At 47.2% G+C, this 12,183-nt stretch carries 14 protein-coding genes; 5 read left to right on the forward strand and 9 right to left on the reverse strand.

What is annotated here, in order from left to right:
* The first annotated feature begins 18 nt into the window (after positions 1-18).
* Entirely contained in the window at positions 19-780 is a 762-nt protein-coding gene (locus HP552_RS24965; protein ID WP_175398096.1) for a YwaF family protein, read from the forward strand.
* 97 nt (positions 781-877) lie between these two features.
* On the opposite strand, the gene HP552_RS24970 is transcribed toward HP552_RS24965, so the two are convergent.
* From HP552_RS24970 to HP552_RS24980, 3 genes are all read right to left on the reverse strand, one after another.
* Positions 878-1,672 (reverse strand): SDR family oxidoreductase, encoded by a 795-nt coding sequence (locus HP552_RS24970; protein WP_175398097.1) that lies wholly within the window; start codon positions 1,670-1,672, stop codon positions 878-880.
* 171 nt (positions 1,673-1,843) lie between these two features.
* Positions 1,844-2,101: a YqkE family protein gene (locus HP552_RS24975; protein WP_175398098.1), complete on the reverse strand. Its 258-nt coding sequence runs from the start codon at positions 2,099-2,101 to the stop codon at positions 1,844-1,846.
* Between the two features lie 455 nt (positions 2,102-2,556).
* Positions 2,557-3,210 (reverse strand): peptidylprolyl isomerase, encoded by a 654-nt coding sequence (locus tag HP552_RS24980; protein WP_175398099.1) that lies wholly within the window; start codon positions 3,208-3,210, stop codon positions 2,557-2,559.
* Between the two features lie 165 nt (positions 3,211-3,375).
* Between HP552_RS24980 and HP552_RS24985 the strand changes: the two genes are divergently transcribed.
* Positions 3,376-4,698, forward strand: a complete 1,323-nt coding sequence (locus tag HP552_RS24985; protein ID WP_175398100.1) for an MFS transporter — start codon at positions 3,376-3,378, stop codon at positions 4,696-4,698.
* A 181-nt stretch (positions 4,699-4,879) separates the two neighbouring features.
* Here the strand turns inward: HP552_RS24985 and HP552_RS24990 are convergent, their stop codons facing one another.
* The 3 genes from HP552_RS24990 to HP552_RS25000 form a co-directional block, all read right to left on the reverse strand.
* Positions 4,880-5,059, reverse strand: coding sequence for a hypothetical protein (locus tag HP552_RS24990; protein ID WP_175398101.1), 180 nt, complete (start codon positions 5,057-5,059; stop codon positions 4,880-4,882).
* 43 nt (positions 5,060-5,102) lie between these two features.
* Positions 5,103-5,480, reverse strand: a complete 378-nt coding sequence (locus tag HP552_RS24995) for a hypothetical protein (RefSeq protein WP_175397973.1) — start codon at positions 5,478-5,480, stop codon at positions 5,103-5,105.
* A gap of 246 nt (positions 5,481-5,726) precedes the next feature.
* The gene (locus HP552_RS25000) at positions 5,727-5,888 is read right to left on the reverse strand and encodes a hypothetical protein (RefSeq protein WP_175398102.1); all 162 of its coding nucleotides are present in this window, start codon (positions 5,886-5,888) and stop codon (positions 5,727-5,729) included.
* A 141-nt stretch (positions 5,889-6,029) separates the two neighbouring features.
* Here HP552_RS25000 and HP552_RS25005 point away from each other — a divergent pair, with 141 nt between their 5' ends.
* Together HP552_RS25005 and HP552_RS25010 are read left to right on the forward strand one after the other, a co-directional pair.
* Positions 6,030-6,311, forward strand: a complete 282-nt coding sequence (locus tag HP552_RS25005) for a hypothetical protein (protein ID WP_175398103.1) — start codon at positions 6,030-6,032, stop codon at positions 6,309-6,311.
* A gap of 207 nt (positions 6,312-6,518) precedes the next feature.
* The gene (locus HP552_RS25010; RefSeq protein WP_175398104.1) at positions 6,519-8,420 is read left to right on the forward strand and encodes a sensor histidine kinase; all 1,902 of its coding nucleotides are present in this window, start codon (positions 6,519-6,521) and stop codon (positions 8,418-8,420) included.
* Positions 8,421-8,503: 83 nt separating this feature from the next.
* Here the strand turns inward: HP552_RS25010 and HP552_RS25015 are convergent, their stop codons facing one another.
* Both HP552_RS25015 and HP552_RS25020 read right to left on the reverse strand, forming a co-directional pair.
* Positions 8,504-8,746: an NHLP leader peptide family RiPP precursor gene (locus tag HP552_RS25015; RefSeq protein ID WP_175398105.1), complete on the reverse strand. Its 243-nt coding sequence runs from the start codon at positions 8,744-8,746 to the stop codon at positions 8,504-8,506.
* A gap of 44 nt (positions 8,747-8,790) precedes the next feature.
* Positions 8,791-9,750 carry a hypothetical protein gene (locus HP552_RS25020; protein ID WP_175398106.1) on the reverse strand — a complete coding sequence of 320 codons (960 nt, stop codon included), beginning with the start codon at positions 9,748-9,750 and terminating at the stop codon, positions 8,791-8,793.
* A 223-nt stretch (positions 9,751-9,973) separates the two neighbouring features.
* Between HP552_RS25020 and HP552_RS25025 the strand changes: the two genes are divergently transcribed.
* The gene (locus HP552_RS25025; RefSeq protein ID WP_175398107.1) at positions 9,974-10,705 is read left to right on the forward strand and encodes a hypothetical protein; all 732 of its coding nucleotides are present in this window, start codon (positions 9,974-9,976) and stop codon (positions 10,703-10,705) included.
* A 124-nt stretch (positions 10,706-10,829) separates the two neighbouring features.
* On the opposite strand, the gene HP552_RS25030 is transcribed toward HP552_RS25025, so the two are convergent.
* Positions 10,830-12,080 (reverse strand): acyltransferase, encoded by a 1,251-nt coding sequence (locus tag HP552_RS25030; RefSeq protein ID WP_175398108.1) that lies wholly within the window; start codon positions 12,078-12,080, stop codon positions 10,830-10,832.
* Positions 12,081-12,183: the final 103 nt, after the last annotated feature.

Consider the following 12,183-nt stretch of genomic DNA (forward strand, 5'->3'; position numbering starts at 1 on the left):
ATATGAAAGGAGATGGAGATGGGATTTCCCCAGTGGCTCGACCCTTATGATGCAGAGCCCTTTATCATGTTTTCGAATCCACATTTGTGGGCGATGGGCTCATCAGCAATGATGATCATCCTGCTGTTCCTGTTTCGAAACCGATTGAGGACATGGCCGGAGCGTACACGTCGGGTGATGCGAATTGCTCTGGCAGTCTTCATGCTGGGCTGCGAAGTTGTACTTCAATTCTGGTATGTCTACGGTGGGGTGTGGAGTGTAAGGACTTCGTTGCCGCTGGAGCTATGCAGTCTTTCCCTGTTGTTGTCAGCCGTGCTGCTGTTAACACGAAGTCGCCTGCTGCATTCTTCCCTATTGTTTGCAGGGATTGCAGGTGCCCTGATGGCGATCATAACCCCCAACCTGGGATATGCGTATCCACACTTTCGTTTCATTCAATTTTTTACAGCCCATGCCTGTATTATTCTTGCTTTACTCTACATGACCTGGGTGGAACAGCTTCGTCCAAGTTGGAGGTCTGTAGCAGGCTCGATGATTTTTGTGAATGCGGCTGCGCTGGTTGTATACGTAGTGGATGTGCTTCTGGAAGCCAACTATATGTTCCTACGTCACAAGCCGGAAACGGCATCCGTACTTGATATGCTGGGACCTTATCCGCTATATATTTTGGGGGAAGAGGTGCTGGCACTGGTGATGTTCTCGCTGATGTATGTGCTGTTCTTCGCCATCCCAGAGCGATTAAAGAATCGAGTGAAGAAGGGGAGAAGTTCGGCGGTGTGAACAACTAAAGTTAAAAATAAAAATCCCGCAGTATCCTGAGCATCAGGAGACTGGCGGGATAATTGATTTTTTCGAGAGAAACATATTGGCGAACACGTTATCCACGAAGCAGGGATTCTGCACCATCCACGTAGATACGCGTACCGGTTACATGGGAAGATTCATCGGAAGCCAGGAAAAGCACCAGGTTGGCTACCTGCTCGGACGTGCCGGGTTCGCCTTTGAGCGGATGTTCATGACCTTCCGGGAATTCTACCGGGATCTGCACTTCCTTCAGGTCATCTGAAGGATAAGTATTGTCATCAATATTGGTATCAATGGCACCAGGGCACACCGCGTTGACACGGATCTTGTAACGCGCAAGTTCCAGCGCAGCCATCTTCGTAAAAGCGGTTTGGCCTGCTTTGCTGGAAGCGTATGCAGAGAAACCGACGCCAGAGAACACCCGGTTACCATTAATGGAACTGGTGATGACGATGCTGCCTCCGTGGTCTTTCAGATGCGGGATGGCATACTTGACAGTTGCGAATGTACCGCGCATATTTATCCCCATCGTTTGGTCCCAGTCTTCCGGTTCCATCGTTTCGATAGGGGCCATCGTCCCGTTGATGCCGGCATTCGCGAATACGATATCCAGTTTACCGGCTTCTGCTGCGGCCTGGTTAATTGCCTTCTGCACATGATCGGGTTTGGAGATATCGCATTCGATAACGTTAGCTTCTCCGCCGGCTTTTTCAATCGTCTGCTTCGTTTCTTCTGCGTTTTCGGGTGTACGGTCCAACAGAAATACTTTGGCTCCATGCTCGGCGAAACGTATGGCGGTTGCCTTCCCAATTCCCGAACCACCTCCGGTCACAATCGCTACTTTCCCTTTCAGACGCTGTTCACTCATCCTAATCCCTCCGTGTCCTAGAAATTTCAGTGTACTCTCTATCTCTACATACCCGGTTCAGGGGAGGTGAATCATATCCATATATACTTGTCCAGATAAAAAACAGGGCCGCTGAACGGTCCTGTGTGTGTACATAAGATGACGTAGATATAAGATGATCAAGCTGAAAAGTTATTTATGTTTCTTCCAGTCCAGAGAGCTGTTATTCAGCAAATACTCAAAGTCATTATCCCGCCGTTTTTGTTCCGCTTTGCGAGCTTCCTCCGCCTGCTGGCGTTCCTGTTCCTTGCGGTCTGCCTCGGCAGCCTTGGCTTCATCCGCCTGAGCTTTCAGTTTCTCAAGCACTTCGCTGCTGAGCAGGTCCTTCAGTGTCGTTGGTTTATCCTGAGCTGCTTTGGGAGCAGCAGGTTGTTTTTTTGATTTTGCCATGGAAAAATCTCCTCTCAAACATAAATCAGGTTCCCTGTATCGATCAGTAGTCATAGTATATCAGGTTCCCCGGATCCATTCCAACGAAACGATGCAATAAAAGAAGGAGATTGACTGTTCCGTGACGAATGAAAACGGGTATAAAATCATATAGTATTACCGATACTGCGACTATTCCCTGGAGAAAGGAGTCGTTGTTCGTGGAAGTTGACCGTAGTTTATTGAAAGGGCTTGCATGGGGAATTGCCTTCAGCTGCCCGCTATGGATTGCGATAATTGGCTGGTTCCGTTTGTTGGGGTGGATGCTGTGAGATCAGCGGGTTGCAGAGCTGCTGTGTATATATGACGTAGAGGGCTGTTTTTTAACACCTTCTATGTAAACGCTATCATTGAATAAAGCTCTGCCTTGCGTTTTACGCAGGACAGAGCTTTTGTTTGTCGTGTACCGAGGAGATTTATTCCTCTGGCATTTTTACAGGTTGAGGATATTCCAGCCCGTGAGTATCTACAGTCACTTTTTTCATCACCTGATCGGTAACCGGTTTGTCTTCTTGGCCTATTTCCTGAGCTGCAATTCCATCGACTACGTCCATACCTTCTGTAACTTTGCCGAAGGTAGCATAAGCATTATCAAGATAATCAGCATCGGCTAACATGATGAAAAACTGTGAGCCGGCTGAGTCTAGGTTATCTGATTGACGAGCCATAGAAATCACTCCACGTGTATGATTCAGATGGTTTTTGTGTCCGTTGGATGTGAATTCACCCTTAATGGCATATCCTGGACCTCCCGATCCGTTACCATTCGGATCTCCGCCCTGAATCATGAAGCCTGGAATGACGCGGTGAAAGATCAAGCCATCATAGAAACCCTGATTGGCGAGTGAGATGAAATTGTATACCGTGTTCGGCGCAATCTCCGGATAGAGCTCGATCACGATCTTTTGCCCATCCTGCATTTCAATCGTGGCCACCGGATTTGGCCCTTCAGGAGGAGCCGGAACGGCTTCCGTAGCACCGCTTGAAGGACGTCCGCAACCACTAATAACGATAAGCAGCAGCACCATAATCAGCGATGCAGCTGTTGTTTTTTTCCATCGTAAAGACATGAAAACGTTCCCCCTTGCATCTCTGCATAATATGTTTCAACGGATTTATTTTGGGATAATCCATCAACTATCATACCGTTTTTTGGGACTGAAAGGCAATCCAAGCTTTGATATTGCGGGTCCCAGGGATGGTCTTCATGGAAGCATAGGTGTAAAATAAGGAAAATGCTTCCGCAGCAGGGACGTACGGGTCTGTTCCGTCCGCTCCAATACACGGCAGTCCCGACGTCAGTAACGGAAAGGACGTGCGGGTATATGAACTTCTCGTGGAAGCGTAATTTGGTGATTTTGTGGATTGGTGTGTTTTTTTGCAGCACCGCGTATTCAATCTCCATCCCGTTTCTGCCCTTGTTTCTGAGTGGCGATCTGGGCGTTCGTAATCACCTGGAGTTTTGGTCAGGGCTTGCCTTTGGCATTACGTTTCTGGCCAGTGCGTTGGTGTCTCCCTTCTGGGGGTCACTGGCTGACAAATACGGGCGCAAGCCAATGCTGATCCGGTCGGGATACAGCCTTGCGGTGTTGTATTTGATCAACTATTTTGTACAGGATCCATATTCACTCATCGTTGTTCGGCTATTTCAGGGGCTGCTCGCTGGTTTTGTTCCGGCTGCCATTGCACTGGTGGGCACCAATACGCCGGAAGAGAAGACTGGGTACGCACTGGGGATTATGTCCACGGCCGGAGCTACCGGCGGTATCATTGGTCCGTTAATTGGCGGGGTTGTCAGCCACTACTTTGGCAACCGGAATGCGTTTTTATTTTCGGCCATCGTAGTGTTAGTCTCTGCGATCATCGCAACCTTCTGGGTGAAAGAGGAGAATTTCAACCGCAACAAGGCGCGCTCCCATGTCATGGATGATATTCGTGAAGCCAGGGCGAATCGGTTGTTTGTTACCGTGCTTGGCATGATGGGCATTTGTACATTTTCCGTGATGATTCTGGAGCCGTTATTGACGGTCTACGTCATGGAGATGGGCATTCAGCCGGATCGGGCATCGCTCAGTTCGGGTATTATTTTCTCAGCAGTTGGTGTAGCCACGGTCATTATGGCACCGAGATGGGGGAGAATCGGTCAGCGCATCGGTTACGGTAAAGTACTGATCATTGGACTCGTAGGTGGAGCAGTGGGGAATTTACTGCAGTTTTTCACGACAGGTTATATTGGATTTGGTGTATTGCGGTTTGTGTATGGCCTGTTCTTCGCAGCTGTGTTCCCGGCCATCAATGCCATGATCGTACAGGTGACTGATCCGGGTTTCCGAGGCAGGGCTTTTAGCCTGAATCAATCCGCATCACAGATCGGTACGATGGCGGGGCCGATTATCGGCGGTATTCTTGGGGGATGGCTGCCTATTCGCTGGATTTTTATCATTAACGGAATAGCGCTGCTGCTCACCGCCATTGTGGCCAAGTGGTCCGGGTTGGAACATAAACTTCCGGGATCAGGCAGATCAACATCAGAGAAAGCGGTATCAGCGGATCGTTAGATGGATATGAAGAGAGGAGATGGCGCTGTAGCAATACGGCAGCCATCTTTTTACTGTTACAAACTATGCTGAAATGTCATATAGACTAAAAAAGGAACCCCCCTTTTGCAAGAGGATTCCTTTTATATGAGATATTCAGATTGTACCATTTTAGACTGTTCCACTTCGTATTGCACCTGCGTTATTCTTCAGGATCGGATTTCTCCTTCGGGATGGCATGCTCCACAGCATCACGTTGATCTTCATCCTCCAGGGCATCCGGAAATGAATCTTCCGTAAAAAGTCCAAAATCAGGATCGATATCCCGCTCGGTCACCAGATTATCCGGTGTAGGGACATGTTTTTTATGATCGTCCTCCATTGTGCTGCACCTCCTTATCCCGCTTTTGGGTGGATCGCCAGAACTAACGTCGCGGGAGAATATCATCCTGCGGTTTGGCATCAGCACCGGCACCATTGAGCAGATCGGTACCATGGAGGGCATCCGGGTCAGGTGCAGCAGGATCAACCGGGCTATCCGGCTGCAGAAGATCCGCATCAGGTACGGATTCCAGCGCAGGCTCTGCCAAACGTGATTCCAGTTCCTCGTCTTCTACCGCAGCTGCAGCTGCAGGAGGAAGAGCGGACTCATCGGTTTCGATGCGTCTTCCGGATACTTCATCGAACGTATCCATATCACTTTCCGGCACTTCTGTTTCTGGTGGAATATCGCGGGACCTCTGGTATCGGTCGTAATAGCGGTCGCTCTCGTCATTGCTAATAGGTCTGTCCTGCAAAGGCATAGGTAAGCAACTCCTCTCAAAAAGTTATATTTGATTCCTGCATCGATTGTGCTGATATCTTCAAAAGGTTCATACCCCGTAGTTACCCAAAGGCTAAACGTTGTAATCTCGCGCTTCTTAGCATTCCCTTGGTTGCACCGAATATGACTAAATAACATGAACTGTTAATTCAACAATAAGGAAGGGGCAGAATAAACCTGAAGAAGCGAAGTAACAGGTGTAGTAATGCCTAGATTGTTATATGTTTTAAAATTTGGGGAATACATATTTGACCAGAAAGTACAGGAAGCCGAAAAAAATGATCACATAAGCCGCATATTTAATAAAAGTGGAGGCGACCATGCTTGAATCCGATTTATGCTGAATGTCTTTCCGTTCTACCTCTACCGTTTTGTGTGGCTCGTTCATTTGAATCATCTCCTTATAAGTGGTGGTTGCTTTGAGGAACCATTACACCCACTGGAGCAAATTGAATCGCAAAGTCGCAATACAGCTTTCGCCCGAGGCCTATGTTATGATGGAGCATGATGAAGCAGGGAGGGATTCCAGTTGGAATGGTACACACTTGGCAATATGATCACTCGAATTCGGATTGGGCAAAAGGCATCTACACCCGGATTTTCGCGCACGGTCATTAGGCGTCCGGATGGGTTGTTCTGGGTTGGTGGCATATGGTCTGGACAAGTTGTCCAATTGCGAGATTTTCTTTTTTCGGATATATGGACGATTTATGAGGATGAGGAAACCGAGCAGTGGTTGAAGTTTCGCGACTCCTATGAACGGACGGAACGCGAGATGATTGAGAACCAGTTCGAAGATCTGCGCGAGTAAAACGAGTGATAACTGGATTTCCCTATTATAAAATGGAAATAAATATAGGGTTAAACCAAAATGTGATTTTTTTCGTTTGTCCCTAGAAGGTGACACGTTAAATCGTGGCGAATCATAAATGATAGAGTTATGGGATTGATAAAATCAGCATGATGTGTCAATGAATTAATGCAAAATGCTCAAAATATGAACTTTGAGGTGCTGTGAATGAAAAATGTGCCCAAAGCTATCATCGTCCTATGGATCAGCCTGTTATTCATCATGTATTGGCCGCAGGGGGTGAGCGCGGCAAGTGTACAGGAAGATAATAGACCTGTCCCCATTACGACATGGGAAGTTAAATGGGGGAATGAACACGATCAGGGATTTATCAGCGAATTGGGAAGACCCGATGAAGTCTGGGAGCGGCAAGGAGTGGACAGGCCGGATTACACCACGGTTAATCCTTCTGCGGAGTCACTTTGGACTCGCTTGACCATTCCGCAATTGCACGAGGATAACTCTGCCATTCGCTTTGAAAATATTAAAGGTCAACATATTGTGATTTACCTTGAAGATCGTAAAGTGTATGAAAATTATCATTATAATTACGACAATAATGCGGTGCTTTTACCACTATCCATCAAAAATTCGAATGTTCCACTGTATATATGGACTGAAACTGCCAATGGTCGACTCGGAATATTCGGGACGATTGAGGTAGGGAGATACACCATTTTGCAGGAAAGATATATTCACAATGGCTTGTTGGATGTGATATTAGGGGCGACCTTTCTGTTTACAGCCATTACGATGCTGAGTTGTACGTTCTTTTTCGGCAAATTCCATAAGGGGTTATGGATCTCGTTATGTATTGTCATGGGTTCAATTGGAACAATGATCATAACGTATTCGCAATTTTTATATACGTTCTACCAGATCTACGGGGATCTGTACTCCATACTGTTTGATATGGCGATGCTGGCAGGAATGCCTGCGTTATGTTATTTCTTCGAACAGATTATCGGAAAAGGTCCTTATGGAGTTTTTACCAAGTTGAGAAAATTCCAGCTCGTTTATTCGGGTATTGCGATTATGGCCCTGCTATTATATTTCATATCGAGCGGTCAATGGGATTTCTTTTATGTAATTTTGGTTCAAAAGGCAATCGGCGTCATTTTGGTGATTCTGCTGACTTTGCTAATGATTGGCGCCATCTCCCAAGCGCTTCAGCAAAATAAGGAAGCGATGCTGCTGGCTGCGGGATACAGCACGTTTGCACTTATCAGCGTAGCGGAACTGTTATGGTACTACCAGCGCAATGGCACATATCATCTCATATGGTGGAAGTGGTCTATGGTTGCTTTTATCGTATCGCTTATCGCGATTCTGGGCAGTCGTTTTGCGGAAAAACACAGACAGGTCATTGAATACTCCAAGGAACTGGAGTTGTTCAACAATGAGCTGCAGCGCTCCGAGAAGATGGAGATCATTAGTGAATTGGCTGCTTCTGTGGCCCATGAGGTTCGGAATCCACTCCAGGTGACCAGAGGTTTTCTGCAGCTCATGACTGAGCAGGAAGACAACAAAAATAAGGGGTATGTGCGCATTGCACTGGAAGAACTTGACCGGGCATCAGGGATCATTACGGACTTTCTGACATTTGCCAAACCGGAGTTCGATCATATTGCCTCTCTTAATATTGCAGATGAATTCACTCATATTGAAGGGATTCTGGTGCCTATGGCCAATCTGGAAGGTGGTAAAATAACGACCGATATTCCGCCAGATCTCTGGATCCGAGGCAACTCTTCCAAGTTCAAACAGGCTTTTATTAATATTATCAAAAATAGTATCGAAGCTCTGCAGGGGCAGGGACAGATTGACATATGGGCGTATGCCCAGGATGGAATCATTAAAGTTCATGTAAGGGATAATGGGGAAGGGATGGATGAGGAAGCGCTGGTCCGTCTGGGTGAGCCTTATTTCTCCAACAAAATCAAGGGCACCGGTCTTGGCATGATGGTTACCTTCCGCATCGTGGAAGCGATGCATGGAGAGATTTCATTTACAAGCACAAAAGGGGTAGGAACGGAAGCCGTTGTATCTTTTGCCGAGTTCGTCGATTGACGGACTGGCAGAAGATTTGGCGGCTTCAGTCGTTCGCTACCCCTTGTTCGTTTAGTGGTTGCTTAGAGCCTTCAATGGTTTTCTCAGGTTCTCCATGGTCCGCAATTGACGTCATAGTTTACTTTGGACGGATTGGGAGGAATAACAAGAACATAGTCGTTCTGCTGCTCTTCCACCGTACGGATCTTCACCTGTTCCGGAATATCAATGCCGAATGCATCGCGAAGTGCCTGTTTTGGATTGGAGTGCAGTTGTTGTCTGAAATGCTCATCGGTCCAGGCCTTTTCAATAATATCCTCATGTAATGTTCTCTCAGATACCATCATTGTTCAACAATCCCTTCTTATATGAAATTTGAACTTTCACAGCTTCATGACTTCCCGCGGAGGGTTAAGGCATGTTCGCTGATCCAGTAGTGAAACCCGCCTTGATGAAGCGATCTTTTATGCTGCTTGATCGCCTCGACAGCTTGTACAAGTGTCTCGCATAAGTGAGTATCAAAAGCAAACAAGTGCGAAATTCCTGAGTTAGACGATGTTAGCGTATCATGATACCGGTAAGCAATATCTACATATGAGTTCATGATAGGGGTGCTGTACATGTTGTTCCGGATCCGCTCACTTAACGTTCGTGTAGGATAAGGTAGTTTAAGAGCAGCAGAGACATGGGAAAGAAAACTATTGTAATTCCCTTGCGCTGCATCCTGATCCATGTCGTTAAAATCATCTGTCATCTGGAGGGTCATGAGTGCGATGTTAATGTCAGGACATACTGCAGCTATCCGGTGTGTCTGGTCCAGAAGAAGAAGGGCACCTACGGCACCGAGCTGAAGTGGGGCTGCTTTATGGGCAATGAGAAGCGGGTTGTCCTTGAAGTAATCCATCTGTTTCTCGCCGTTAACACTTACAGCCCAATCCGCTACATATTGTCTGAAGTACGTCCAAAACTGGGAGGACGGGCTAAATAAGTCTGAGTAAACACGTAAAGCATCCATATAGTATAGATTACCCAAGGATAACTTCAGCGTACTGTCTTCAGGACGTTCATCCATAACCTCATCCAGATTGAGAAAATACATCATATGAATCAGACAGGCCGTGCTTAACTTGTGTGCAGTCTGTGGGGGGAGTCCGTCTGAAATTTGCATCCAGAGCGGAATAATGTAGCCGATATAGCTGTGACCTGAATCACGCAACAGGGGATTAATCAAATGAAGTTGTTCCAGTGCATGTCCTGCCATCGGTTCAGGATAGTTCTGCACCAGCTGCTCGGCAGCAGCGAACACCACCTCCAAATCGGATCTAAACGGATCAAACCATTCTCTCCGCATCGTTTTCTTACGCCCTTCCTGCAATAAAATGATTAAGGACTATTCGACTAGATCATGGAGTTATACCCAGTATAGCGGATATGAATTGAAAAAAATAGGATCTTTTGTGATGAATTGTGAAATAAATGATGACATTTTGTATTTTTATGGGATAAAAAAGAGGGATTTAGGCTCAAACTAGAGGTAGATCACAGTATTTCGACATACGAAAGGCGGAAAAGAAATGAAACACAGATGGAAAACATGGTTGGCAAGTGGTATGACAGCTATATTCATATTAGCGGTATCGGGAAATGCTGTCTCTGCCAGTTCGGTAAAAAAGCCCGACAGTACTGACCAGAAAACCCCAGCTACCTCCACGAGTGACAAGCATCCGTGTATACAGGCAGGGCATGGATTATTTATGATTGGGGAAACCGCTGATCTGCTCGGAATCGGGTTAAGAGACCTGAAAGAGCAGATGGAGCTTGGAAAGACGTTGACTCAGATTGCCAAGGAGCGTAAGGGCCTTAGCGAAGAACAGTTACTGCAGAAGCTGAAGCCCTCTCTTGCGAAACGTCTGGATCAAGCAGCGGCAGATGGCTGCTTAACCAAGGAGCAGGTCTCCGCAGCCAAGGCTGGCATGGATGAAAAGCTGAAAAAGGTCATCAATACCCCGCTCAGAGAGCTGCGGAGGGAATTTGCAGGTCATGGAAGAAAGCATCCTTCCTTGAACCACAAGACGATTGCCCAATTTATCGGCATCACTCCCGAACAGCTTCAGGAACAATTGAAAAGCGGCAAGTCGCTTGCTGAAGTTGCCAAGGCACATGGGATCAGTGAAGCACAATTAATTGATAAGCTAAAGGAGCAATTGACCGGTGACCTGCAGCGGCTCGTGAACCGTAAGGGCGGGGCACACCAGGCCCCACGGGAGCAAGCGCCAGGGCACCCGGCTTCGACCGAGTCTGATTGATCTATGTATATGCAGGGCGCCAGTCTTCCTTGGAAGACTGGCGCCCTGTCTTCGTCAATTCGTATTAAAAGCCAAGGTACCGAATGTTGTTTGGCCGGCGAGGTCTACACAAATTCCAACGATCCTAGCTTGTTTCCCTGGAATGGCTTGCACGAACCGGTGTAACGGGCCCGGGTGTTCTTCGGGGATCCATTCCATCCAAACCATGAACAGGCGAGTTGTGTTTTCTCTTACGCTGCAGCCCAACAGTATAGCGGGAACCCGGTAACCGTGAAAGTCCGCAGCTAATCGCCAGCGCTATGGCTGCCGTCACCAGGAATGACAGCAGGGTTATCGGCAAATGCCAGCCACCCAGCTGGAGTGGTCTGGTGAAATAGGCGATTGCATAGATGATTAATGCATGCACGAGATATCCGCCGAAAGAATAACGGCCGATCCAGGTCAGCAAGTTCAGAAATTTCGTTGTTTTGCCCCTTAAAAGGATAAGGAATCCATACAACATGAACATTTGCGCCATGATAATAATGAACGTTGTCGGCTTCAGATATGTCGATATATTCAGATTGACGACATCTCCCGATCCTCTCAGCACATCGTAACCCAGCCAGATGTACATGCCAATGAATATACTTACCATCCACGGCAGTGCCCGAACGCTCCAGTTTCTCCATGTATCCACGGCCCATGCGCATACCGCGCCCAGCAAAAAGTAGAACCAGTACATCACCCAGGAGTAGGAACGATACTCCAGCAATGTCGACCAGGGCTGAGAAAGGGATGCTGCCCAGCCGCCCATGTCATAATAGGACCATTTCATCAGCAAGCCATATATTCCCGCTGCAATCAGAACAAGGAACAGGACGGAACGAGTAGGTGTTATCCTGGTTATTTTAATGATCTGACGATATACCAACTGGACTCCGATCCAAAACAGAGGAAATAACACGTAAAACTGAAAAATCATAATGACAAACCAGAGGTGATACCCTGTCTGCGGGATAAAGAGCTCACGGATCAGGCTGCGTAGATCGAGCGTACCTGAGCTCCAAAATTCAGGCGTGAAAATGCGGACAGACAGCCAGTAGATCAGCGTCCAGAGGACAAACGGGATATAGATATCTCCGAACCGTTTACGGATGAACCGGGTGTATTCCGGCTTGGCCTGACGATGATGATAAAAGAGCATTACACCGGACAAAAACACAAATGTCGGCGTTCCGAACCGGGTCAAATGATAGATCATGGTCAGCATGATGGAATCCGGTTGTTCAATATCCGAACGATAGATATATTCGGCGATGTTGTGCTGCATAACGATGGCGAGAAACGCGATCCCCCGCAGCTGCGTCCACTCTTCTATACGCGGTTTACCCAAGTGTGGACCGCCTCCTTCCAACATACATGATCATTAAAGGTTACTCTTTCAACATTAAGAGGAGATTAAATGGTGAAAATAGGATAAAAAAAACGGCAGCCAT

It is taken from the genome of Paenibacillus xylanilyticus, assembly GCF_013359935.1.
Taxonomy (GTDB): domain Bacteria; phylum Bacillota; class Bacilli; order Paenibacillales; family Paenibacillaceae; genus Paenibacillus; species Paenibacillus xylanilyticus.